The 22,259-nt window shown below is 66.9% G+C and carries 22 protein-coding genes and 2 tRNA genes; 9 read left to right on the top strand and 15 right to left on the bottom strand.

The features are described from left to right. Window positions 1–173: 173 nt before the first annotated feature. Window positions 174–812: an FMN-dependent NADH-azoreductase gene (locus U6958_RS12950; protein ID WP_012206392.1), complete on the top strand. Its 639-nt coding sequence runs from the start codon at window positions 174–176 to the stop codon at window positions 810–812. Between the two features lie 411 nt (window positions 813–1,223). Beyond that, window positions 1,224–1,628, top strand: a complete 405-nt coding sequence (locus tag U6958_RS12945; RefSeq protein WP_227472554.1) for a hypothetical protein — start codon at window positions 1,224–1,226, stop codon at window positions 1,626–1,628. Window positions 1,629–1,719: 91 nt separating this feature from the next. On the opposite strand, the gene U6958_RS12940 is transcribed toward U6958_RS12945, so the two are convergent. From U6958_RS12940 to U6958_RS12925, 4 genes are all read right to left on the bottom strand, one after another. Continuing rightward, on the bottom strand, window positions 1,720–2,268 hold the full coding sequence (locus U6958_RS12940; protein ID WP_016448265.1) for an NADPH-dependent FMN reductase: 549 nt from the start codon (window positions 2,266–2,268) through the stop codon (window positions 1,720–1,722). Window positions 2,269–2,352: 84 nt separating this feature from the next. Continuing rightward, window positions 2,353–3,183 carry a MetQ/NlpA family ABC transporter substrate-binding protein gene (locus tag U6958_RS12935; RefSeq protein ID WP_016453286.1) on the bottom strand — a complete coding sequence of 277 codons (831 nt, stop codon included), beginning with the start codon at window positions 3,181–3,183 and terminating at the stop codon, window positions 2,353–2,355. 62 nt (window positions 3,184–3,245) lie between these two features. Next, complete coding sequence (locus U6958_RS12930) at window positions 3,246–3,911, bottom strand: methionine ABC transporter permease (protein ID WP_012206396.1); 666 nt, start codon at window positions 3,909–3,911, stop codon at window positions 3,246–3,248. Between the two features lie 50 nt (window positions 3,912–3,961). Then, window positions 3,962–4,843, bottom strand: coding sequence for a methionine ABC transporter ATP-binding protein (locus U6958_RS12925; protein ID WP_016448267.1), 882 nt, complete (start codon window positions 4,841–4,843; stop codon window positions 3,962–3,964). Window positions 4,844–5,229: 386 nt separating this feature from the next. On the opposite strand from U6958_RS12925, the gene U6958_RS12920 reads away from it, so the two are divergent. The 6 genes from U6958_RS12920 to U6958_RS12895 all read left to right on the top strand — a co-directional run bounded on the left by U6958_RS12920 (window position 5,230) and on the right by U6958_RS12895 (window position 10,683). Further along, entirely contained in the window at window positions 5,230–5,970 is a 741-nt protein-coding gene (locus U6958_RS12920) for an energy-coupling factor ABC transporter ATP-binding protein (protein ID WP_074923487.1), read from the top strand. A gap of 17 nt (window positions 5,971–5,987) precedes the next feature. Then, entirely contained in the window at window positions 5,988–6,581 is a 594-nt protein-coding gene (locus U6958_RS12915) for an energy-coupling factor transporter transmembrane protein EcfT (RefSeq protein ID WP_074923486.1), read from the top strand. Window positions 6,582–6,668: 87 nt separating this feature from the next. After that, on the top strand, window positions 6,669–7,262 hold the full coding sequence (locus tag U6958_RS12910; protein ID WP_016448270.1) for a biotin transporter BioY: 594 nt from the start codon (window positions 6,669–6,671) through the stop codon (window positions 7,260–7,262). Then, window positions 7,255–8,757 (top strand): AMP-binding protein, encoded by a 1,503-nt coding sequence (locus U6958_RS12905; RefSeq protein ID WP_074923485.1) that lies wholly within the window; start codon window positions 7,255–7,257, stop codon window positions 8,755–8,757. The genes U6958_RS12910 and U6958_RS12905 overlap by 8 nt, the downstream gene beginning before the upstream one ends. Further along, complete coding sequence (locus tag U6958_RS12900; RefSeq protein ID WP_074923484.1) at window positions 8,754–9,953, top strand: thiolase family protein; 1,200 nt, start codon at window positions 8,754–8,756, stop codon at window positions 9,951–9,953. Before U6958_RS12905 ends, U6958_RS12900 begins: the two co-directional genes overlap by 4 nt. Window positions 9,954–9,957: 4 nt before the next feature. After that, complete coding sequence (locus U6958_RS12895) at window positions 9,958–10,683, top strand: nitroreductase (protein ID WP_074923483.1); 726 nt, start codon at window positions 9,958–9,960, stop codon at window positions 10,681–10,683. 183 nt (window positions 10,684–10,866) lie between these two features. Here the strand turns inward: U6958_RS12895 and U6958_RS12890 are convergent, their stop codons facing one another. The 4 genes from U6958_RS12890 to U6958_RS12875 all read right to left on the bottom strand — a co-directional run bounded on the left by U6958_RS12890 (window position 10,867) and on the right by U6958_RS12875 (window position 15,615). Next, a complete protein-coding gene (locus U6958_RS12890) occupies window positions 10,867–11,685 on the bottom strand; it encodes a MetQ/NlpA family ABC transporter substrate-binding protein (RefSeq protein ID WP_012206404.1) in 819 nt (272 codons plus the stop codon). A gap of 134 nt (window positions 11,686–11,819) precedes the next feature. Next, window positions 11,820–12,170 carry a single-stranded DNA-binding protein gene (locus tag U6958_RS12885; protein ID WP_012206405.1) on the bottom strand — a complete coding sequence of 117 codons (351 nt, stop codon included), beginning with the start codon at window positions 12,168–12,170 and terminating at the stop codon, window positions 11,820–11,822. A gap of 201 nt (window positions 12,171–12,371) precedes the next feature. Continuing rightward, window positions 12,372–12,448 (bottom strand) — tRNA-Pro (locus tag U6958_RS12880). Between the two features lie 107 nt (window positions 12,449–12,555). After that, window positions 12,556–15,615, bottom strand: a complete 3,060-nt coding sequence (locus U6958_RS12875; protein ID WP_074923482.1) for an FAD-binding and (Fe-S)-binding domain-containing protein — start codon at window positions 15,613–15,615, stop codon at window positions 12,556–12,558. Window positions 15,616–15,668: 53 nt separating this feature from the next. On the opposite strand from U6958_RS12875, the gene U6958_RS12870 reads away from it, so the two are divergent. Then, window positions 15,669–16,667: a LysR substrate-binding domain-containing protein gene (locus tag U6958_RS12870; protein WP_074923481.1), complete on the top strand. Its 999-nt coding sequence runs from the start codon at window positions 15,669–15,671 to the stop codon at window positions 16,665–16,667. A gap of 90 nt (window positions 16,668–16,757) precedes the next feature. On the opposite strand, the gene U6958_RS12865 is transcribed toward U6958_RS12870, so the two are convergent. The 7 genes from U6958_RS12865 to rpmI form a co-directional block, all read right to left on the bottom strand. Then, a tRNA-Pro gene (locus U6958_RS12865) sits at window positions 16,758–16,834 on the bottom strand. A 30-nt stretch (window positions 16,835–16,864) separates the two neighbouring features. Beyond that, window positions 16,865–17,275, bottom strand: a complete 411-nt coding sequence (locus U6958_RS12860; protein ID WP_013801679.1) for a MerR family transcriptional regulator — start codon at window positions 17,273–17,275, stop codon at window positions 16,865–16,867. Between the two features lie 181 nt (window positions 17,276–17,456). Then, on the bottom strand, window positions 17,457–17,789 hold the full coding sequence (locus U6958_RS12855) for an integration host factor subunit alpha (RefSeq protein ID WP_016448314.1): 333 nt from the start codon (window positions 17,787–17,789) through the stop codon (window positions 17,457–17,459). A gap of 33 nt (window positions 17,790–17,822) precedes the next feature. Next, a complete protein-coding gene (gene pheT / locus U6958_RS12850) occupies window positions 17,823–20,270 on the bottom strand; it encodes a phenylalanine--tRNA ligase subunit beta (RefSeq protein WP_074923480.1) in 2,448 nt (815 codons plus the stop codon). 212 nt (window positions 20,271–20,482) lie between these two features. Beyond that, window positions 20,483–21,535: a phenylalanine--tRNA ligase subunit alpha gene (gene pheS, locus U6958_RS12845; protein WP_012206411.1), complete on the bottom strand. Its 1,053-nt coding sequence runs from the start codon at window positions 21,533–21,535 to the stop codon at window positions 20,483–20,485. Between the two features lie 110 nt (window positions 21,536–21,645). Next, entirely contained in the window at window positions 21,646–22,005 is a 360-nt protein-coding gene (gene rplT / locus U6958_RS12840; RefSeq protein ID WP_012206412.1) for a 50S ribosomal protein L20, read from the bottom strand. Window positions 22,006–22,031: 26 nt separating this feature from the next. After that, window positions 22,032–22,235, bottom strand: coding sequence for a 50S ribosomal protein L35 (rpmI, locus tag U6958_RS12835; RefSeq protein ID WP_046240115.1), 204 nt, complete (start codon window positions 22,233–22,235; stop codon window positions 22,032–22,034). Between the last annotated feature and the right edge of the window lie 24 nt (window positions 22,236–22,259).

Here is a 22,259-nt window from a genome sequence, read left to right as displayed (position 1 = left end):
CGCTCGTCCCTCCCTGTGCTCATTGGCTGCAAATTCAGGACAATCTATCGCAATTTCTGCGGCTTATCAAAGACTCTGTCCAAATTCACAATTGATCCCATCGTCGGCCCTACAAGCTTTCCCGAATGGCCGATCCCAACCGCGATCCCAACCGACATCCCAGGAGCTTTTCCATGCAAGTGCTGCACATCGACTCTTCCATCACCGGCGCCGCTTCGGTGTCCCGCCAGCTGACCGCCCAGACCGTGGCCGCCCTGGTGGCCGCCAATCCCGGCGCCAAGGTCGAGTACCTGGATCTGGCCGTGAACGCCCCCGACCACCTGAACGCAGTGTCCATGGGCTTTCGCACCGGCCAGGCCGCCACGACGGAAGCCGAGCGCGCACAGAACGCCATCTCCGAAGCCCTGGTGAGCCAGTTCCTGGCGGCCGATGTGGTCGTGGTCGGCGCTCCGTTCTACAACTTCACCATCTCCAGCCAGCTCAAGGCCTGGATCGACCGCATCGCCCAGGGCGGCCGCACCTTCCGCTACACCGCAGCCGGCCCCGAAGGCCTGGCCAAGGGCAAGAAGGTCATCGTGGCCTCCACGCGCGGCGGCGTGTACTCCACCAGTGAAATGGGCCAGGCCCTGGAGCACCAGGAAAGCTACCTGAAGACGGTGTTCGGCTTCCTGGGCATCACCGATGTGAGCATCGTGCGCGCAGAAGGCGTGGCCATGGGCGATGAGTCCAAGGCCAAGGCTCTGGAATCGGCCCGCAGCGACATCGTGCGCGCAGCGGCTGCCGCCAATCAGGAAGCAGCCATCGCCGCCTGATTGCGGATCGCGGTCAGCCGAGGGCTGTACGCCCAAAGAACAAGCGCCTGGGTTTCGGCCCCGGCGCTTTTTCTTTGGACGGCGCCCGAGAGCGACCGGCCCCGGGCAGCCCGGATTGCTCCAGATGGACTGGTGCGAATAAAAGAGGTATCCGCCCTAGCGCCTCCTTTGAAAAATGCAATGCGCTGCGCGCTTTTACAGACACGTGAAGCTGATAGGCTGGGCCATCGCTGCTTTTTTGCGGCCTTGTCCGACACGAACCGACTGCATTTCAGAAAGTCGGCGGACCTGCCGATATCCAGGCAGCCTCATTGCATTCACTGCCTTCCATCCATGCCAGCCACAAGTCCCCGCCCCCATGTCCGGCCCCGCGGCCCTGTCCATGCCCGCCCTCCGTCCGATGAAAACCTGGTGATCACGGTGATCGCCGTGTCCCTGCTGGCCATCACCGTGGTGGGCATTGGCGTCTACCAGTTCCTGCAGTACCAGCGCGAGCAGGATCAGGAGCAGCTCAATTCCCGCGTGTACCGCAGCTATGTGCGCAACACCGACGAGGCACCTGCGCCCGAGGAGCCCGAGCAGCCTGCCGCAGCGCCCACCCCCGCCAAGCCCAGCCAGCAGCAGCTGAACCAGGAAATGACGCGCAAGCTGCTGGCCCATCCCGGCGTGACGCCCGGTGCCGGCTTTTCGGCGCCCGGTGTCAAGTCGACCGGCGTGGTGATCATCGACGCCATCGACCAGGCCCAGGCGCGCGAGAAGGCGTCGTCCGCCGCGCGCCCTGCTGCGGCGATTGCCAACCCGTCTCCCGCTTCCTGACGCGTCCTGACCTCTGCGCTCACAGGAGCTGCAACGCAAAAGCCCGGCATTGCCGGGCTTTTTTGTGTCTTGAGCGGCCTTGCCGCACCGCTCACTGGTGCTTGCGCGCCCAGGCCGCGAACTTCTGCACGAAGCCGTTCACGAAGTCGCGGCTGCCGGCGCCAATGGAGCCGTCTTCGGCAAACAGGCCGTCCTTGGCCTGGATGAAGATTTCGGGCTGGGCCAGCGTGGGCATGTCCAGGTAGGCCAGCACATTGCGCAGGTGCTGCTGCGCCAGCGCCGTGCCGATGGCACCCACGGAGACGCCGGCCACGGCAGCGGGCTTGCCGGCCCAGACGCTCTTGCCGTAGGGGCGCGAGCCCTGGTCCAGCGCGTTCTTGAGCACGCCGGGAATCGAGCGGTTGTACTCGGGCGTCAGGAACAGCACGGCCTGGGCCGACTGGATCTGGGCGCGGAACTGCTTGACCACGTCCACCTCATTGCCGTCATGGTCCTGGTTGTACAGCGGCAGGGCATCGATGGCGACCTGCTCGAAGACCAGGCCTTCGGGTGCCAGGCGCGCAATGGCGTCGGCGAATTTGCGGTTGAAGGAATCCTTGCGCAGGCTGCCCACGATGACAGCGACCTTGATCTGGCTCATGCATTGCTCCTGGAGGAAGTGGCGAAAAACGGGTGGGAGGCGTACCTCCCGCAGGCAGCCATTATGTGGCTGCCTGCACGGCGCTTACTGTAGGAAAGTGGGCTTGGCATAGCCCTGGAACTTGCTGTCCACCACGGCCTTGAATTCGGCGGAGCGGTAGACCTCGGCCAGGTCCTTGGCCCATGCCGCGCCCTGGTCCTTCTTCTTGATGGCCACGACGTTCAGGTAGTGGTCGGGGGTCTTTTCCAGCGAGACGGCCTCGGTCAGCTTCAGGCCCGAGGAAATGGCGAAGTTGCCGTTGATGATGGCGTATTCGGTATCGCCCAGCGAGCGCGGCAGCTGCGCGGCTTCCAGCGGGATGAACTTGAGCTTGCGCGGGTTCTCGGCCAGGTCCTTTTCGGACACGCGCAGCGGGTCGATGCCGGGCTTGGCCTTGATCAGGCCGGCCTGCTCCAGCAGCACCAGCGCACGCGCCAGGTTGCTCGGGTCGTTGGGCAGGGTCACGCGGTCGCCTTCCTTGGCCTCGGCCAGGGTCTTGCGGGTCTTGGAGTACACGCCCAGCGGGGCGATGGGGCCTTGCACCAGTTCCACCAGGTCCAGCTTCTGGTCGGCCGCGAACTTCTGCAGGTAGACACGGTGCTGGAAGAAGTTGGCATCCAGCGAGCCCTGGGCCAGCGCCAGGTTGGGCTGCACGTAGTCGTTGAACTCCACCAGCTTGACCTGGTAGCCCTTCTTTTGCAGCAGCGGCACGATGCCCTGCTTGAGCTGGTCGATGTTGGAGCCTGCCGTGCCGCCGATCACCAGCTGCTTCTTGTCGGCCTGGGCGTGGGCGGGCAGCGCCAGCACGCTGGCAGCGGCAAGGGCGGCGGCCGAGGCCAGCAGGTGGCGGCGCACGAAGGAAAGGGATGCGGTCATGTCGGAATCCTTTTTTTGGGAGGGAGCGGGAAGAAAGAAGAAAGCGGGTCTGGACAGCGCGCTCAGCCGCGCTTGTCCAGGCGGCGGGCCGCCGTGTTGCCCACGAACTGGATGACCTGGACCATGGCCACGAGGATGGTCACGGTGAGCACCATCACATCGGTCTGGAAGCGGTAGTAGCCGTAGCGGATGGCCAGATCGCCGATGCCGCCGCCGCCCACCACGCCGGCAATGGCCGAGTACGACAGAAAGCTCACGGCCAGCACGGTCAGCGCCAGCACCAGGCCCGAACGCGCCTCGACGATGAGCACGCGCCAGACGATCTGCAGCTCCGAGGCGCCCATGGCGTGCGCGGCCTCGATCACGCCGCGCGGCACATCGCGCAGGCACTGGTCCACCAGGCGTGCCAGGTAGGGAATGGCCGCCACGGACAGCGGCACGGCCGCAGCCAGCGGGCCGATGGAGGTGCCGGCCAGCCAGCGCGTGAAGGGCACCAGCGCGACCAGCAAGATGATGAAGGGGAAGGACCGCACGGTATTGACCGTCCAGTTCAGCACGGCAAAGGCCGGGCGGTTGTCCAGCGACTGGCCGGGGCCCAGCAGGAACAGCAGCACGCCCAGCGGGCCGCCGATCAGCACGGCGGCCGACAGGCCGATGCCCAGCATCAAAAGGGTCTGGCCCATGGCCAGCCACAGCTCGGGCAGGATTTCGACGATGTTTTCAGACATGGGAATGCGGAAGCTAAAAGAAGAGGAAAACGGGACCGGGCGAAAGCCCGTCAGTGCTCGGAGCCGCCCACGGCGCGCAGCACCACGGGGCGGGTGGCGCCGCGTTCGCGCAGGGCCTTGTCGGCACGCTCCACGCGCAGGGCCTCAAGTTCGCTGCCCAGCAGCGTGGCGCGCTGCGGCGCCTCGTAGGCACGGCCTTGCGGCAGGGCGGGCAGCGTGAAGCGTTCTGCCACCTGGCCCTGCTCGATGATGGCCACCTCGCTGCACAGAGCATCGACCACGGCCAGCTCGTGCGTGACGATGACGATGGTCACGCCCAGGCGGCTGTTGATGTCCGCCAGCGTGGCCAGGATGGAGCGCGTGGTCTCGCTGTCCAGCGCCGAGGTGGGCTCGTCGCACAGCAGCACCTGCGGGCGCGGCGCCAGGGCACGCGCAATCGCCACGCGCTGCTTCTGACCTCCGGACAACTGGGCCGGATAGCTGCCGGCCTTGTCGGCCAGGCCCACGATGTCCAGGCATTCGCGCACGCGCTGCTCGATCTGGGCGCGCGAGTGGCCGCCATGGATGCGCAGCGGAAAGGCCACGTTCTCGAACACGCTGGCGTTCTGCAGCAGGTTGAACTGCTGAAAAATCATGCCGATGTTCTGGCGCGCCTCGCGCAGCGCGCGGCGGCCCAGGTCGGTCAGGCGCTGGCCGGCCACCACCACCTCGCCGCTGTCGGGACGCTCGAGCAGGTTGATCAGGCGCAGCAGCGTGGACTTGCCCGCACCGCTCTTGCCAATCAGGCCGAAGACCGTGCCCTGGCCGATGTCCAGTGACACCGAACGCACGGCATCGAAGTGCTTGCCATCGGCTGTTACAAATTTCTTTTGCAGGTCGCGCAGGCGGATCAGCGCGTTTTCCGGGGCGAAATCGGCGGTCTGGACGGTCATGGAGTCTCGGTTCGGCAGTGAAAACGGTCCTGGGATCGACAACGGCAGCCTTTGCACCGCCATCTCCAGGCAATGGCGCGCAATTTCCGGGTCCTGTGCTGAGGAGTTGGACGCAGTTGCAAGCCGATGGGCATGCGTTGTCTTGCGTCGTCGCCAAGCACAGGCGAATCCCCAGGATCTGCCGTCATTAGTGTTCTAACGAGTGTGTTGCAAAACGTTGTTCAAACAAAAGAATAAAAAATACGGTGCTTATATCGATTGCCGTCTTTCAAGCCTTGATGTACGGCCTGGACGGCATTGCTAGAATCCGCCCCCGACAGGCCTGTACAACGGCAAGATTCCTTGTGGTTGCGTGCATTACAGGTAAGTACCCGCTTTCATTCGCCATGCCTGAATCCTCCCGAACTGCCGACTGCCCCGCCTGCGCCGCCAGCCTGCGCGTGGAAGCGGTGCGCCTGCGGCGTGGCATCACAACCGTCTTTGATGGCCTGGACCTGCAGCTGGACGAGCCGCGCGTGGGACTCATCGGCGACAACGGCGCGGGCAAGACCAGTCTGTTCCGGCTGCTGTGCGGCCTGGATGCGCCGCAGGCCGGGCGCGTGCTACTGGACGGCACCGAACTGCACGAGGCCCGCGCCAGGCGGCCGGGCCAGGTCGGGCTGATGTTCCAGAACCCCGACGACCAGATCATCTTCCCCACCGTGGAGGAAGAGCTGGCCCTGGGTCTGCGCCCTTCGGGCATCTCGCGGCGCGAGGCCACGGAGCGCGCCCGCGCCCTGCTGGCCAGCCGCGGCCTGGCCGACTGGGCTCCGCGCGCCGTGGCCGGGCTCAGCCAGGGCCAGCGCCAGCAGGTGTGCTGGCTGGCCCTGCTCATTGCCGCGCCGCGCGTGCTGCTGCTGGACGAGCCCTTCGCCAGCCTGGACCTGCCGGGCCAGGCGCGGCTGGCCAGGGACATCGCGGCCGCCGAGCAGCAGGTGCTGGTCTCCACCCATGTGCTGGACCACGTGCGCAGCTTTGGCCGCGTGCTCTGGCTGGAGCGTGGCCAAGTGCGCGCAGACGGCCCCGGCCACGCGGTCTGCGCGGCCTATGAAGCCGACGTGGCCCGCCGGCTGCAAGCGCAGGACTGACGCAGGAGCCGGCCGCCATGGGAAGCCTCTACAGCGAATACACCGGCTGGCTCCATGCCTGGAGTGCGGGCCGCAAGCTGCTGCTCATGGCGCTGCTGGGAACGGGCCTGTTCCTCATCGATTCACCGTGGCTGCTGGCCCTGGCCGGCGCCGCCTGCGGCCTGCTGTGGCTGTCGCTGGGCCGCGCCACCGAGGGCGCACGGCGGCTCATGCTGTCGGTCACCGTGGCCGCCCTGCTGGTGGCTGCCTTCCATGTGTGGATGCAGCATTACGCCCTGGCCGCCTCCAGCGCGCTGCGCCTGGTCTGCGCCTCCACGCTGGGCATGGCGCTGACCGTGAGCACACGCCCCAGCGATCTGGTCGATGTGCTGGAGCGGCTGCTGGCGCCGCTGGAGCGCATCGGCATCTCCCCCGAACAGGTGGCCCTGCAGCTGGCATTGATGCTGCGTTTCACCGAGCATTTCTTCGTGCAGTGGAAGCGCATGGACGATGCCCACCGGCTGCGCACGGGCCGCGCCGGCGGCCTGCGCCTGATTGCGCCGCTGACCATCCACATGCTGCAGGCCACGCGCCGCGTGTCCGATGCGCTGTGGGCGCGCCTGGGCCGCTGAGGCCTGCCCTGCCGATTTGCCCTTCCGATTTGCCCTTCCGATTTGCCCTGCTGAACTGCCCTTCCTGACCGACAGCGAGAACTCTCCATGACCGCTCCCTCCACCGTCTCACGCGCCTCGGCGCGCTCCATGGCCCAGGTCTCGCTGTTCGCGGCACTGATGGCCGTCATGGGCCTGATTCCCAAGATCGACCTGCCGTTGGGCGTGCCCATCACCATCCAGTCGCTGGGCGTGATGCTGGCCGGCGTGATGCTCGGCCCCTGGCGCGGCATGCAGTCCATGCTGCTGTTCCTTGCGGCCGTGGCCGTGGGCCTGCCCCTGCTGTCGGGCGGACGCGGCGGCATTGCCGTCTTCATGGCGCCCTCGGCCGGCTACCTGCTGGGCTACCCGCTGGCGGCCTGCATTGCCGGCCTGGTCATGCGTGCGCTGCCCCAGGGCTCTCCCCGGCGCGCGGCGCTCAGCGCCTTTGCGGCCTCGGCGCTGGGCGGGCTGGTGGCCCTGCATGCCTTTGGCGTGCTGGGCCTCATGCTGATGGCCAAGCTCAGCCTGTCGCAGGCCTTCATGGCCACCTTGCTGTTCGTGCCCGGCGATCTGGTCAAGTGCGTGCTGTGCGCCCTGGTGGTGCACACGGTGGCGCGCGGCATGCCGGACTGGCCGTTCGGAGGCCGCCAGCATGGCTGAGCCATCCGCGCGTCATCCGCTGGCCGCGCCGCTGCAGCACCCGTGGACCCTGGTCCATGGCCCGCTGGAGCATTGGGCCCGGCAGCGCCCCGATGCGATGGCGTTGCAAAGCGAGGCCGGCCAATGGAGCTTTGCCGCGCTGCATGCCGCCGTGCTGCAGCGCTCGGCCGCGCTGGTGGCCGGCCAGGCGCCAGAGATGCTGCTGGTGGACACAGGCGGCAGCGCCAGCACCGTGGATGCCATCGTCGAATTCCTCGCCATCCTGCACAGCGGCCGCTGCGCCGCCGTGGCCGACCCTGACTGGCCCGATGCCGTGCGCAACCGCATCGAGGGCTGGCTGCCCACGGCGCCCAGCGCTCTGGCCGAGGCCACGGCCACCGGCGCCTTCTACACCGGCTTCACCTCGGGCAGCACCGGGCTGCCCAAGGGCTTCATGCGCCACCACCGTTCGTGGACAGAGAGCTTTCGCGTCTGCCTGCAGGACTTCGGCGCCGTGGCCGCGCAGCGCACCATGGCGCCCGGGCGCATCTCGCATTCGCTGTTCCTGTTCGGCGTGATGCAGGGCCTGTGGTGCGGCGAAGGCGCCGTGGTGCAGGAGCGGTTCTCGGCGGCGCGCTGCCTGGCCTCGCTGGCGCGCGGCGAAGCCCCCTGCCTGGTCGCCGTGCCCAGCCAGCTGCTGCTGATGCTGCAATGGGCAGCACACCGCGCGCTGGCGCCCATCCCCGAGGTGGAGCTGATCATGATCAGCGGCGCGCGCTGGATGCGCGCCCAGACCCCAGCCCTGCGCGCGCTGTTTCCGCGCGCACGCATCATCGAGTTCTACGGTGCCTCGGAGGCCAGCTTCATCGCCTGGATGGAGGCCGACGAACAGGCCCCGCCCCAGGCCGTGGGCCGGCCCTTCAGCAATGTGCAGTTGCAGATCCGCCCCGCCACGCAGCAGCCCGGCGACCACACCCTGCAGCCGGGCGAGGACGGCCTGATCTACATGCGCAGCCCCATGCTGTTCATGGACTATGTGGGCGAGGCGCGCGACGGCACGGCCGCGCTGCGCGACGGCGAATGGCTGTCCGTGCGCGACATGGGCCATATCGATGCCGGCGGCCAGCTGTGCCTGGCCGGGCGCCAGAGCCGCATGCTCGTCACCCAGGGCAAGAATCTGTTCCCCGAAGAAGTCGAAACCCTGCTGGCCGCGCACCCGGGCGTGGCCCAGGTCTCCATCCAAGGCCTGCCCGACGCGCTGCGCGGCATGCAGGTGCACGCCGTCGTGCAATGGCACGGCGCAGCGCCCGCAGGCTCCGCACAGGCGCTGGCTGCCTGGCTGCGCGACCGGCTGGAAAGCTACAAGCTGCCGCGCCAATGGTGGAGCTGCACCGACTGGCCGCAGACCGCCAGCGGCAAGACCGACCACGGCCGTCTGGCGCGTGCGCTGGCGGCCACCGCCACGGACACTGGCCGGGCACTGCCCGGCGAACCCGCGCTGCTGCCCCTGCCATGAACCCGCAAGACGCCCCCGTCATCCTGGCCTGGGCGCGCAGCCCCGTCGCCCCCGTGGGCGGTGTGCTGCGCGAACTGGCGGCGCACGAACTGGGCGCGCCCGTGCTCCAGGCCCTGCTGGCCCGGGCCTGCCTGCCTGCCCGGGCCGTGGATGCCGTGGTCTTAGGCAACGCCCTGGGCGCAGGCGGCAACCCGGCCCGCATGCTGGCCCTGGCGGCAGGCTTGCCCGAGCGCTGCGCAGCACACAGCGTGGATACCCAGTGCTGCTCGGGCCTGGACAGCGTGGCCCTGGCTGCAGGCCTGCTGATGTCGGGCCAGGCCGATATCGTGGTGGCCGGTGGTGCCGAGGCCTGGAGCCGTGCCCCCATCCGCCAGACGCGCCCGCGCCATGCAGGCGAGCTGCCCGTGCCCTTTGAACGCCCCGCCTTCGCCCCCGATCCCGCACGTGACCCGGACCTGCTGCAATCGGCCGCAGACCATGCACTGGCCCACGGCATCACCCGCGCCGTTCAGGAGGCCCATGCCATCCACAGCCACGCGCAGGCGCTCGCGCACCGCGACCGGCTGGCCCAAGAGATCGTGCCCCTGGCCGGGCTGGACCACGACGCCTATCCGCGCGCCCTGAATCCGGCCCGCGTTGCCCGCATGCCCGTGGTGGCCGAAGCGGGTGGCGCCGTTGACGCCCATGCACGCCAGCGCCATGCGCTGAGCACGCCCACCATCTCGCCCAAGGCCGATGGTGCCGCCCTGGTGCTGCTGGCCACGCCGCAGGCCTGTGCACGCCTGGGCCTGCAGCCACGCGCCCGCTGGGTGGCCAGTGCCTCGCTGGGCCATGCGCCCGAAACACCGCTGGTCGCCGCCGCACTGGCGGCCCAGCAGGTGCTGGAGCGTGCAGCCGCAGCGCTGCAGCTGCCTGGCCTGACTGCGGAAGAGCTCCAGGCTGTGGAGCTGCACGATGCCTTCGCCGTGCAGGCCCTGGCCTTTGCCGAAACCCTGGGCCTGCCGCTGCAGCAACTCAACACCGGCGGCGGTGGCCTGGCGCGCGGCCATCCCATAGGCGCATCGGGCGCGGTTGCGCTGGTGCGCATGCTCTCAGACCTGCACCGCACGCCAGCAGCCCACAGACCGGCCCTGGGCCTGGCCGCCATTGCAGGGGCTGGCGGCATAGGCGCTGCCTGCCTGGTGCAGGCGCTTTGAATCCATGGACTCCGCATTTCCCATGTCCGCCAACCCACCGTCCGACACCCTTCCCTTTGGCGATGCGCATGAGGCCCTGGTGCACGCGCGCCGCTCCGTGCGCGCCTACCGTCCCGATCCCGTGCCGGACGCGCTGCTGCACCAGTTGCTGCAATCGGCCCGCCGGGCGCCCAGCGGCGGCAACCTGCAGCCCGGCCAGTTCATCCAGGTGCGCGGCAGCCTGCGCAGCGCACTCACACAGGCGCTGCTGGCCGACTGGCAAGGCGGAGCACCTGAGCGCGAGGACTACGGCTACTTCCCCCGCCCCATGCCCATGGCGCTGCGCAAGCGCCAGGTGGCATCGGCCCAGGCCCTGTACAGCGCCCTGGGCGTGGCCCGCGAGGACCGCGCCGGGCGCGACGCGCAGTTCGGCCGCAACTACCGCTTCTTCGATGCGCCCGTGGCCCTGGTCGTGAGCATTGATGCCCGCTTCGGAGCAGGCGGCTACATGGACCTGGGCATGACCCTGTACGGCCTGCAAATGGCCGCAGCCGCCCAGGGCCTTGGCAGCTGCGCCATCGGCGCCCTGGCCTCCTACCCCGACACCGTGCGCCGCGTGCTCGACCTTGCGCCCGGCGAGCACATCGTCTGCGGCCTGGCCCTGGGCTGGCCCGACGAGGCCGCCCCCGTCAACCGCACCCAGACCACCCGCGCACCGCTGAGCGAATATTTCAAAGTGCTGGGGGAATGAAAAAAGCTGCCAATGGCAGCTTTTGCAATTCAGCCCTCGCTCGCACTGAACACGGCGACCGAAACCGGCGCAACACATAGCGAGGGACACCGAGCAAGGGCCGCCCCGCAGCGAGGGTGTCGTCCCCCTCCCGCGAAGCGAGAGAGGGGGAAGCGGCGTCAGCCGCTCAGGGGGTGCTTCCTATCAAAACGCAGGAATCACCGATCCCTTGAACTGCACATCGATGAACTGGCGCACTTCATCGGAGTGGTAGGCCTTGATCAGCTGCGCCACCCAGGGCTTGCCCTTGTCGGCATCGCGCGCGACCAGGATGTTCACATAGGGGTTCTTGGCGTTTTCCTGCGCAATGGCATCGGTCTTGGGGTTCAGGCCTGCCGAGATCGCGAAGTTGGTGTTGATGGCCGAGGCGTCCAGGTCATCCAGCGAGCGTGGCAGCTGGGCTGCGTCCAGCTCCACGAAGCGCAGCTTCTTGGGGTTGGAGACCACGTCCAGCGGCGTGGCCTTCAGGCCCGCGCTTTCCTTGAGCTTGATCAGGCCCTGGGCCTGCAGCAGCAGCAGCACGCGGCCACCGTTGGTGGGGTCGTTGGGGATGCCGAACTTGGCGCCCTGGGGCAGGTCGGCCAGCTGCTTGATCTTCTTGGAATAGATGCCGATGGGGAAATTCACCGTGTCGGCCACCCAGCCGATCTTGTAGCCGCGGTCGCGCACCTGGGCGTCGAGGTAGGGGCGGTGCTGGTAGCTGTTGGCGTCCAGGTCACCGGCCGACAGCGCGGCATTGGGCTGCACGTAGTCGCCGAATTCCACGATCTGGATCTTCAGGCCGTTCTTCTCGGCGACCTTCTTGACCTGCTCCATGATCTGGGCGTGCGGGCCGGCCGTGACGCCGACCTTGATGGGCTTGTCCTGCGCCTGCGCGGGCATGGCCAGCAGGGTCATGGCGGCGGTGCTGGCAATCGCGGCGGCCGTGAGCGTGCGGCGGAGGAAATGGCGCTTGGTGGGCATGGATGCGGTTCCTTGTAACCTGTCAAAAACACAGGCGCACACTGTAGCGCCAACACAGCGCGCGGCGACCGTACCGGCACACTGCGGCTAGACAGTTTTTTCAGTAGCTCACAACCGGCGCCGCAGCGCGGGCGTCAGCGGTCCTGGAACTCGGGCGTTGCCATGACCTGGTGGGCCACGACATCCAGTACGGGATGGGGCTGCTCCTGGCGGTCTATCCAGACCTTGGGCGTGAAGCTGCCACGCAGCGCCACGGCATCGCCTTCGATCAGATTGCGCAGCACCTCGCAGGCCTGGGCGTCGAATGCAACCACGTTGACCGGGATGGAAGTGCCATCGGATGCCTCGGAACGCACGCGGGCCACCATGAAGGGGCGCCGATTGCGGTCGCTGCGGTGTTCGGGCGTACCGGTGAGTCTGCCGGTAATCAGTCCATCCATCATGTGCGAGACCAGGAAGAAATCGTCAGTTACAAAAGACGCCATTGTAGGTGCAGGTCTTACGCATCCAGACCTGGCGGCGCATCTTCACGGTGCATGGAGTTTTCTGCGCTGGCTGCCCTCGCCATCCGCGAGGGAGCCGCCTGGCGGAACTGCACCAGCCCTTCGCCGCAAGGCACAATCGCGCGCAAAATCAAACGTACAAAGCAAAAAGCTCCTGACGTTTCCGTCAGGAGCTTTGCGTTGTGGTCGGCGTGGCGGGATTCGAACTCGCGACCCCTTGCACCCCATGCAAGTGCGCTACCAGGCTGCGCTACACGCCGAAGCATTGAATTATAGGGACTAAAAACGGGCCTTCAGGGAAAACGCAGAGATTTTTCAAAAATGTCTGCAAATTCCTGAAATGGCGACGATCAGCCCCCGCATCTTCTCACCCCAGATGCGTGGCGCGCACATGGTCCAGCAAGGCCTCCAGCGGATGGCGCAGCTGCCGTGCAGACAGGCGCTTGACCTGGCTGCGGCAGGAGTAACCGGTGGCCAGCGGCTCGCCCAGCTCCTGCTTGCCTTCGATCTGCCGGGCCCATGACTGGGCATAGATCGTCTTGGAGGTTTCGAGGTTGCGCGCCTCATGCCCGTAGGTGCCCGACATGCCGCAGCAGCCCGTGGCCTCCACGCTCAGGCGCAGGCCCCGTCGCTCGAAGAGCTGTGCCCACTGCTTGCCGCTGTCGGGCGCGTTGGTCTTTTCGGTGCAATGGGGCAGCAGGCGGTACGCAGTGCCTGTACTGCCCTCGTTCGTGCGCGCCTCGGGCAGCACCTGCTGCAGCCATTCCTGGGGCAGCGCCACCTTGGGCACCTCGCCCATACCCGGCACCTTGAGGTATTCCTGCCGATAGGCCAGCGTCATGGCCGGGTCCAGCCCCACCAGCGCCACACCGGGCTGAGCCAGTTGCGCCAGCTGCGCGGCATTGCGGATGGCCGCCTTGGCAAAGGCGCCCATGAATCCCTGCACATGCAGCGGCTTGCCATTGGGCAGCAGCGGCGCCAGCCAGACCTGGAACCCCAGGCGCGCGGCCAGCTCGATCAGCACCTGCAGCTGGCCGGTCTCGAAGTAGCGGGTGAAGCTGTCCTGCACGATGACCACGCTGCGCGCGCGCTGCTCGGGCGAAAGCGCGGCCAGCGCCTGCGCATCGGCCGCGCGCACCTTCCATTGCCGCAAGGTGGCTGCCAGGTCCAGCCGGCTCAGCAGCGGACCGTCGACCATGCCGATGCGCCGGCTGAGCACATCGCGCATCCATGGCGAGCCCATCACCCCGTTGTAGAACGCGGGCATGCGCGCCAGCCAGGGCATGGTGAATTCCAGCGAGCCGATCAGGTAGTCGCGCACGGGCCGCAGGTAGCGGCGGTGGTAGAGCTCCAGAAAGCGCGAGCGGAATTCGGGCACGTTGACCTTGACGGGACACTGCCCGGCGCAGGACTTGCAGGCAAGGCAGCCGGCCATGGCGTCATAGACCTCGTGCGAAAAATCGGCCTCGCCGCGGCGCGCCGCGCGGCTGTTGCGCCAGCGCGCGGCCAGGCTGGACAGAAAGGGCTGGGGCCGCTGCGCGACCTCCAGCACGTTCACGCCGGCCTGCCCCTGCAGGCGCAGCCATTCGCGCATCAGCGAGGCCCGGCCCTTGGGCGAATGCACGCGCTGGCGCGTGGCCTTCCAGGACGGGCACATGGCGTCGTCCGGGTCGAAGTTGTAGCAGGCGCCATTGCCGTTGCAGTGCATGGCCGCGCCATAGCTTTGCCATACGCGCTCGTCGATCTGCCGGTCCAGCTCGCCGCGCGTGGTGACGCCATCCACCTTGAGCAGCAAGGTCTTGCTGGCCGGCGGCGTGGCGATCTTGCCGGGGTTGAGCTGGTTGTGCGGGTCGAAGGCGGCCTTGAGCTGCTGCAGCGAGGGATACAGCTCACCGAAGAAGGCCGGCACATATTCGGAGCGCAGGCCCTTGCCGTGCTCGCCCCACAGCAGGCCGCCATGGCGCTGCGTGAGTTCGGCCACCGCGTCGGAGATGGGGCGCACCAGGGCGGCGTCCACGGGGTTCTTCATGTCCAGGATGGGGCGCACATGCAGCACGCCGGCATCGACGTGGCCGAACATGCCGTACTGCAGGCCGTGGCTGTCCAGCAGCGCGCGGAACTCGGCAATGAACTCGGGCAGGTTCTCGGGCGGCACGGCCGTGTCTTCGACAAAGGGCTGGGGCCGCGCCTCGCCCGCCACGTTGCCCAGCAGGCCCACGGCGCGCTTGCGCATGGCATAGACGCGGTGCACCGCTGCATTGCCGGCCGCCAGCGTGTGGCCCAGCCGCTCCACCGAGGCGTCGGCGCCCAGGTGCGCGAGGAAGGCCTGCACGCGGCCATCGACCTCCTGCGGATCGTCGCCACTGAACTCCACCAGGTTGATGCCCAGCGTGGGGCGCTGCCCGTCCTGCGGGAAGTACTCGGCCACGCTGCTCCAGACGAAGTCCTTCATGGCCAGCAACAGCACCTTGGAATCCACCGTTTCTATGGACAGCGGCTGGTGCGCCATCAGCGCGCGCGCATCGCGCAGCGCATCCATGAAGCCCGCATAGCGCACGTTGACCAGCACCGAGTACCGGGGAATGGGCAGCACGTTGAGCCGCGCCTCCACCACGAAACCCAGCGAGCCTTCGGCGCCGCACAGCACGCTGTTGAGGTTGAAGCGCCCGTCGCCTTCGCGCAGATGGGCCAGGTCATAGCCGGTGAGGCAGCGGTTGAGCTTGGGGAATCTGGCCTCGATCAACTCCGCCTGGTCCTCGCTGATGCGCCGCGCCGTGCGGTGCACCTTGCCGATGCGCCCCGAATCGGCGCACATGCGCTCCAGCGCCTGAGCATCCAGCGGCGCGCTGTGCAGGCGCTCGCCGCCCAGCAGCACGAAGTCCAGCGCCAGCACGTGGTCGCGCGTCTTGCCATAGGTGCAGCTGCCCTGCCCGCTGGCATCGGTGTTGATCATGCCGCCGATAGTGGCGCGGTTGGAGGTGGACAGCTCGGGCGCAAAGAACAGTCCGTATGGCTTGAGCGCGGCGTTGAGCTGGTCCTTGACCACGCCGGCCTGCACGCGCACCCAGCGCTGCTCAGCATTGATTTCGAGGATGCCATTCATGTGCCGCGACAAGTCCATGGTCACGCCATGCGTGAGCGACTGCCCGTTCGTGCCCGTGCCGCCGCCGCGCGGTGTCAGCACCACATCGCGGAACTCAGGCCGCGCCAGCACCTGCGCCGCCCTGGCCACATCCTCGGCGTGACGGGGGTAGATGGCCGCCTGCGGCATGCGCTGGTAGATGGAGTTGTCCGTGGCCAGCACGGTGCGGCTGGCATGGTCCGTGTCCACGTCGCCCTCGAAGCCGGCGGCCTTCAGCGCTTCAAGAAACTCAAGGTATTGGGCAGGCACGGGGGCGCTGGCGTGGAGCAGTGGGGCAATCGACATGGAAGGCAAGGTGGGGAGATTTGTTGCTGGCGATCAGCCCAGGAAACCCATGCATGCAATACACGATTTCAGGCCGACCATGGCCGCAAGTATCTCTACACTCTTCCTGTGCAACAAACGAAAATTGCGGCTGCGAACACTGCATAAAACTCATGAATTACCGACGCCTGACACCCTCCATGTCCCTGCTGCTGGTCTTCGAGGCGGCCGCGCGCCACGAAAGCTATGCGCGAGCGGCCGAGGAGCTGTCGCTCAGCCAGAGCGCCATCAGCCGGCAGGTGCAGACACTGGAGGCGCAGCTGGGCATCAGCCTGTTCCGCCGCGAGGGCCGCACGGTGCGCCTGACTGATGTGGGGCGCCGCTACTTCATCGACCTGGGCGCCGCGCTGGGCCGCATACGCAGCGCCACCCTGCAGGCCATGTCACGCCAGTCCGGCGGTGGCACGCTCAACCTGGCCACCCTGCCCACCTTCGGCTCCAAATGGCTGCTGCCGCACCTGCATGGCTTCTACCAGGCGCAGCCCGGGGTGACGATGCACATCCACTCGCGCATCGGCGATATCGACTTCGACAGCGGCGAGATAGACGCCGCCATCACCGTGGGCACAGGAGACTGGCCCGGGCTGACCGCGCATCGCCTGTATCACGAGTTCCTGGTGGCGGTGGCCAGCCCGCAGGCGCTGCAGCAGGCCGGGCAGGCAGCAGCCTCGCCGGACTGGGCGGGCCAGCAGGTGCTGCTCACGGTGGCCAGCAACCGGCAGGCCTGGAGCGAGTGGTTCACGCACTATCGGCTCGATCACCGGCAGATGCGGATAGGGCCGAGCTTCGAGCTGACCTGGCACCTGATACAGGCCGTGCTGGCAGGCATGGGCGTGGGCCTGGTGCCACGGGTACTGGTGGAAGAGGAGATGGCGCGCGGTGAGCTGCACGTGGTGGGAGACGCCATCCCCAGCCAGCGCAGCTACTACCTGGTCTATCCCGAGAGGAACGCGACACTGCCGGCGCTGGCAGCCTTCCGGCAATGGCTGCTTGAGACCTGCGCCCGGGGTTGATTCCCGCGCAACGGCCGCTCCCCTTCAGCGGTTGGCAATGGCACAAAGAAAAACGGACCACAGCCAGAAGCTGTGGTCCGTATTCATTTATGGTCGGCGTGGCGGGATTCGAACTCGCGACCCCTTGCACCCCATGCAAGTGCGCTACCAGGCTGCGCTACACGCCGAAGAATTCAATTATATACAGCTTTTTGCTCTCAAATAGAAAGCAACGCACGAATCTGCAAAAGCTCCTCGCGCACGGCCTCCGGCTCCAGCGGAACGCTGGCCGCGGCATCGCCACCGAGCAGCGGCGCGGCAGCCGGCGCCGACACCACGACACCGGCCTGCAGCGCGGGAACCACGGCAGACCCCGAGGCCTCACGCAGGCGGTTGCGCGCGCCATTGATAGTGAAGCCCTGCTCGTAGAGCAGCTCGCGGATGCGCCGGATCATCAGCACTTCGTGGTGCTGGTAGTAGCGGCGGTTGCCGCGCCGCTTCATGGGGCGCAGCTGCGTGAACTCCTGCTCCCAGTAGCGCAGCACATGCGGCTTGACGTCGCACAGATCCGCGACCTCACCGATGGTGAAGTAGCGCTTGGCGGGAATCTGGGGCAGAAGTGAAGCCATGGCAAATGTGGATGAAGTCAGGATGTGCAATGCCGCTGGCGCGCGGACGCTGATCCGGGAAGAAGGCCGAGCCTACTGCACAGCTCGCCTGCAAGCCAGCACCCTGTCGTAAAAACAGCCCATCCACCGCGAGGCAGACAGGCTGGCGACAGCTGGCCATGCAGGCCCGGGCAGGCTTTCCTCAGGCCTGGGAGCCCGATGTGCCTTCCTGGATCTGCTCCTTGAGTTTGCTGCTCGCATGGAAGGTCACGACGCGGCGCGCCTCGATCGGAATGGCCTCGCCCGTGCGCGGATTGCGCCCCGGACGCGGCGCCTTGGTGCGGATCTGGAAGTTGCCGAAGCCCGACAGCTTCACATCCTCGCCCGACACCAGGCTTTGCGAGACCAGCTCGAAGAACGCATCCACCATTTCCTTGGATTCGCGCTTGTTCAGGCCGATCTCGTCGAACAGCAGATCCGCCAGCTGCGCCTTGGTCAGCGCAGGCGAATCAAGACTTTCCACCGCCAGTTCCATCACAGGATCTCCTTTCACGGCATGCACCCTCCATCATGCGCGCAGGCGCGCACCCAGACGCTGCTGCAGCTGCTCGAGCACGGCCTGCACGGCCTGCTCGATCTGCACATCCGTCAGCGAGCTGTCGTCATGGCCCAGCGTCAGGCGCACGGCCAGGCTCTTTTCGTCCTGCGCCAGCGCGCCCGGTGCCGCTGTCTCGCCGGCCTTGAGCGCCTTGGGACGGAACACATCGAACAGCACGGCAGAGCGCAGCAAGCCGCCGGTCTGGGCAGCTTCCACCGCCTGCATGAGCTGGGCATGCGTGGTCTTTTCGTTCACGACCACGGCAATGTCGCGCTCCACGGCCTGGTGCTTGGCCACGGGCTTGAACACCGGCACCTCGCGCGCCAGCACGGCATCGAGCTCCAGCTCGAACAGCACGGGCGCCTGGGCCAGATCCCATTGCTGGCGCCACTGGGGATGCAGCTCGCCGATGAAGCCGATGGACTGGCCATCGAGCAGCACGCGTGCGCAGCGGCCCGGGTGCATGGCCGGATGCTCGGCCGGCTCGAACACAGGCTTGCGCGGCGCCAGCAGCGCCTCGACATCGCCCTTGACGTCGTAGAAGTCGACCTTGGTCTCGCCACGAGCCCATTGCAGCTGCTCGGCAGCTCCCCAGGCCAGGCCCGCCACGCGCATGGGCTGGTAGAAGCCCTTGACCGTGGTGTCGCTGTCAACAACGCTGTCATCCTTGAGGAAGACACGGCCCAGCTCGAACACGCGCACGCGCTCGGCCTTGCGGTCGGCATTGAACTTGAGCACCTGCATGAGCGAGCCGATGAGGCTGGAGCGCATCACGCTGAGCTGGCTTGCGATGGGGTTGAGCAGCTGGATGGGATTGGCGTTGCCGGCCAGATCCTTCTCCCACGCGGCTTCCACAAAGCTGAAGTTGATGGTTTCCTGGTAACCCAGATCGGCCAGCGCGCGGCGCACGGCGAACTGGCTGCGGCGGTTTTCGGCGCGCAGCTTGGGCGCAATGGGCGCCAGCGGCTTGGTCGTGGGCAGGTTCTCGTAACCCACCATGCGCGCCACTTCCTCGATCAGGTCTTCCTCGATGTTGATGTCGAAGCGGAAGCTGGGCGGCGTGACGGTGAGCACGCCATCGCCCTGCTCCACCGGCAGGCCCAGGCCGGCCAGCGCATCGTGGCACTGCTGCTGCGTGAGCGGCATGCCGATGACCTTGGCCGCACGCGCCACGCGCAGCGTGACGGGCTTGGGCTGGGGCATGTTGGCCTGCTGGTCGTCGATGGGGCCGCAGACGGTCTCGGGCGTGCCGCAGATCTGCAGCACCAGCTCGGTGATGCGCTCGATGTGCTCGACCGTCAGTTCGGGATCGACACCCCGCTCGAAGCGGTGGCCCGCATCGGTGGAGAAGTTGTAGCGGCGCGAACGGCCGGCAATCGACTTGGGCCACCAGAAGGCCGCCTCGATGTAGATGTGGCGCGTGTCGTCGGACACGGCCGTGGCGTCGCCGCCCATGATGCCGGCCAGCGATTCGACTTCGCGCTCATCGGCGATCACGCCCACCTGTCCATCCACGGTGACGGTGTTGCCGTTGAGCAGCTTGAGCTGCTCGCCTTCCTTGCCCCAGCGCACCTGCAGGCCGCCGTGGATCTTGTCCAGGTCGAAGATGTGCGAAGGACGGCCCAGCTCGAACATCACATAGTTGGAGATGTCCACCAGCGGCGCCACGCTGCGCTGGCCGCAGCGCGCCAGGCGATCGACCATCCACTGCGGCGTCTTCGCCTGGGTGTTGACATTGCGCACCACGCGGCCCGAGAAGCGGCCGCACAGGTCGGGCGCCTCGATCTTCACGGCCAGCCTGTCCTGCACGCCCACGGCGGCAGGCGTGAACGACTGGGGCTTGAGCGGCGCGCCGGTCAGCGCAGCCACTTCGCGCGCCACACCATAGACGCTCAGGCAATGCGCCAGATTGGGCGTGAGCTTGAGCGTGAGCAGCGTGTCGTCCAGGTTCAGATACTCGCGGATGTTCTGGCCCAGGGGCGCGTCCAGCGGCAGCTCCATCAGGCCGCCATGGTCCTCGGACAGCTTGAGCTCGCGTGCCGAGCACAGCATGCCGAAGCTCTCCACACCGCGCAGCTTGCCGATCTTGATCAGGAAAGGCTTGCCATCTTCACCGGGCGGCAGTTCGGCGCCCACCGTGGCGCAGGGCACGCGGATGCCCACGCGCGCGTTGGGCGCGCCGCAGACGATGGTCAGCAGCTCGGGTCCGCCCACATCGACCTGGCACACGCGCAGGCGATCGGCATTGGGATGCTGCTCGGCAGCCTTGATCTCACCGACGACGATCTTGGTGAACGGCGGCGCCACGGGCTCCAGCTCCTCCACCTCCAGGCCGGCCATGGTCAGGGTGTCGGCCAGTTCTTGGGTGGTCAGCGGCGGATTGCAGAACTCGCGCAGCCAGGATTCGGGAAATTGCATATCAGACTCTTTGGCGTTGGTTCGGTCCGCGCGCCGCGGCGCTGGCGGACCCCATGAACGTATTGACGACTCTCATTCCAAGCCCCCGAACAGCCTGACCATGCGACTGGCGTGGTTCAGGCCGGAGACGCCGAGCAAGAGCCGCCTCGCGGCGAGGGCGTCGTCCCCCTCCCAGGGGGATGGCGCGCAGCGCCTCAGGGGGCGATCCATTTCTAACGGAATTGCGACAGGAAGCGGATATCGCCGTCAAAAAACAGACGCAGATCGTTGACGCCATAGCGCAGCATGGTCAGGCGGTCAGGGCCCATGCCAAAGGCAAAGCCGATGTACTTCTCGGGGTCCAGCCCCATGTTGCGCACCACGTTGGGGTGCACCTGGCCGGAGCCGGCCACCTCCAGCCAGCGGCCGGCCAGCGGGCCGCTCTGGAACTGGATATCGATCTCGGCGCTGGGCTCGGTGAAGGGGAAGAAGCTGGGACGGAAGCGCAGCACCAGGTCATCGCTCTCGAAGAAGGTCTTGCAGAAGTCGGTGAAGACCACCTTCAGATCCTTGAAGCTGACGTTCTCGCCGATCCACAGGCCTTCGCACTGGTGGAACATGGGCGAGTGCGTGGCATCGCTGTCCACGCGGTAGGTGCGGCCCGGCGCGATCACGCGGATCTCGGGCATGCCCTGGCCGGCGTCGAGCCGCTCACGGTATTTCTTGACGTGCTGCACGGCATGGCGCACCTGCATGGGGCTGGTGTGCGTGCGCAGCAGATTGGGGGCCTGCTCCGTGCCGCCTTCCACGTAGAAGGTATCGTGCATGGAACGGGCGGGATGGTCTTCGGGCGTGTTCAGCGCCGTGAAGTTGAACCAGTCGGACTCGATCTCGGGGCCCTCGGCCACATCGAAGCCCATGGAGCCGAAGATGCCCTCGATGCGCTCCAGCGTCAGCGACACGGGGTGCAGGCCGCCCTGGCCACGGCGACGGCCTGGCAAGGTCACATCCAGCACCTCGGCCTTCAGGTGGGCCTGCAGTTCGGCATCGGCCAGGGCCTTGCGGCGCGCGGTCAGCGCGGCCTCGATGCCTTGCTTGGCCACGTTGATGGCGGCTCCGCGCGACTTCTTCTCTTCGACGGAAAGCTGCGCCATGCCCTTCATGAGCTCGGTCACCTTGCCCGACTTGCCCAGAAACTGCGCCTTGGCGTTTTCCAGATCAGCGGGGGTTTGTGCCTGCGCGAACAATTGCTGCGCGCTTTCGACCAGAGAATCCAACTCGTTCATATCGACTCTTTATCGACTGTGAAAAGAAACAAGGGCTAGCAGCCTTTTCAAGCCCTAGCCCTTGCTGTTTGCGCTGCAAGCCATCACGAGGATGGCCACAGACCGTTATCTCAAGCAGCCAGCTTGGCCTTGACTTGATCAACGATGCTGCTGAAAGCAGCCTTGTCGTGCACCGCGATATCGGCCAGCATCTTGCGGTCGATCTCGATGGCTGCCTTCTTCAGGCCGTTGGCGAACTGGCTGTAGGTCAGGCCCAGTTCACGTGCAGCGGCGTTGATACGGGCGATCCACAGACGGCGGAACACGCGCTTCTTGGCACGGCGGTCACGGTAGGCATATTGCCCAGCCTTCATCACCGCCTGCTTGGCGATGCGGAAGACATTGCCGCGGCGGCCGCGGAAACCCTTGGAAAGGGCCAGAACTTTTTTGTGACGGGCGCGGGCCGTTACACCACGTTTGACGCGAGGCATGTGTTTTCTCCTTGTTCGTCAGTGAATTACAGGCCAGCCATCGGCAGCATCTGTGCGATCGAGCCCATGTTGGTCTCATGCACAGCCACTGCACCACGCAGGTGACGCTTGTTCTTGGTGGTCTTCTTGGTCAAGATGTGACGCTTGAAGGCTTGACCGCGCTTGACGGTGCCACCGGGACGAACGCGAAAACGCTTCTTCGCGCTGCTCTTGGTCTTCATTTTGGGCATTTGAATGCTCCTGTTGTTTGTGCT

Origin of the sequence: Delftia lacustris, assembly GCF_040267515.1 — a bacterium.
In the GTDB taxonomy this organism is placed as follows: domain Bacteria; phylum Pseudomonadota; class Gammaproteobacteria; order Burkholderiales; family Burkholderiaceae_C; genus Comamonas; species Comamonas tsuruhatensis.
This window is presented reverse-complemented; position numbering and strand designations above follow the sequence as displayed.

Bases quoted from the DNA above. Each gene is read 5' to 3' on its own strand.
- U6958_RS12950 (WP_012206392.1), top strand. From the start codon at position 174: ATGCAAGTGCTGCACATCGACTCTTCCATCACCGGCGCCGCTTCGGTG.
- U6958_RS12940 (WP_016448265.1), bottom strand. From the start codon at position 2,268: ATGAGCCAGATCAAGGTCGCTGTCATCGTGGGCAGCCTGCGCAAGGAT.
- U6958_RS12935 (WP_016453286.1), bottom strand. From the start codon at position 3,183: ATGACCGCATCCCTTTCCTTCGTGCGCCGCCACCTGCTGGCCTCGGCC.
- U6958_RS12930 (WP_012206396.1), bottom strand. From the start codon at position 3,911: ATGTCTGAAAACATCGTCGAAATCCTGCCCGAGCTGTGGCTGGCCATG.
- U6958_RS12925 (WP_016448267.1), bottom strand. From the start codon at position 4,843: ATGACCGTCCAGACCGCCGATTTCGCCCCGGAAAACGCGCTGATCCGC.
- U6958_RS12920 (WP_074923487.1), top strand. From the start codon at position 5,230: ATGCCTGAATCCTCCCGAACTGCCGACTGCCCCGCCTGCGCCGCCAGC.
- U6958_RS12915 (WP_074923486.1), top strand. From the start codon at position 5,988: ATGGGAAGCCTCTACAGCGAATACACCGGCTGGCTCCATGCCTGGAGT.
- U6958_RS12910 (WP_016448270.1), top strand. From the start codon at position 6,669: ATGACCGCTCCCTCCACCGTCTCACGCGCCTCGGCGCGCTCCATGGCC.
- U6958_RS12905 (WP_074923485.1), top strand. From the start codon at position 7,255: ATGGCTGAGCCATCCGCGCGTCATCCGCTGGCCGCGCCGCTGCAGCAC.
- U6958_RS12900 (WP_074923484.1), top strand. From the start codon at position 8,754: ATGAACCCGCAAGACGCCCCCGTCATCCTGGCCTGGGCGCGCAGCCCC.
- U6958_RS12895 (WP_074923483.1), top strand. From the start codon at position 9,958: ATGGACTCCGCATTTCCCATGTCCGCCAACCCACCGTCCGACACCCTT.
- U6958_RS12890 (WP_012206404.1), bottom strand. From the start codon at position 11,685: ATGCCCACCAAGCGCCATTTCCTCCGCCGCACGCTCACGGCCGCCGCG.
- U6958_RS12885 (WP_012206405.1), bottom strand. From the start codon at position 12,170: ATGGCGTCTTTTGTAACTGACGATTTCTTCCTGGTCTCGCACATGATG.
- U6958_RS12875 (WP_074923482.1), bottom strand. From the start codon at position 15,615: ATGTCGATTGCCCCACTGCTCCACGCCAGCGCCCCCGTGCCTGCCCAA.
- U6958_RS12870 (WP_074923481.1), top strand. From the start codon at position 15,669: ATGCAATACACGATTTCAGGCCGACCATGGCCGCAAGTATCTCTACAC.
- U6958_RS12860 (WP_013801679.1), bottom strand. From the start codon at position 17,275: ATGGCTTCACTTCTGCCCCAGATTCCCGCCAAGCGCTACTTCACCATC.
- U6958_RS12855 (WP_016448314.1), bottom strand. From the start codon at position 17,789: ATGGAACTGGCGGTGGAAAGTCTTGATTCGCCTGCGCTGACCAAGGCG.
- pheT (WP_074923480.1), bottom strand. From the start codon at position 20,270: ATGCAATTTCCCGAATCCTGGCTGCGCGAGTTCTGCAATCCGCCGCTG.
- pheS (WP_012206411.1), bottom strand. From the start codon at position 21,535: ATGAACGAGTTGGATTCTCTGGTCGAAAGCGCGCAGCAATTGTTCGCG.
- rplT (WP_012206412.1), bottom strand. From the start codon at position 22,005: ATGCCTCGCGTCAAACGTGGTGTAACGGCCCGCGCCCGTCACAAAAAA.
- rpmI (WP_046240115.1), bottom strand. From the start codon at position 22,235: ATGCCCAAAATGAAGACCAAGAGCAGCGCGAAGAAGCGTTTTCGCGTT.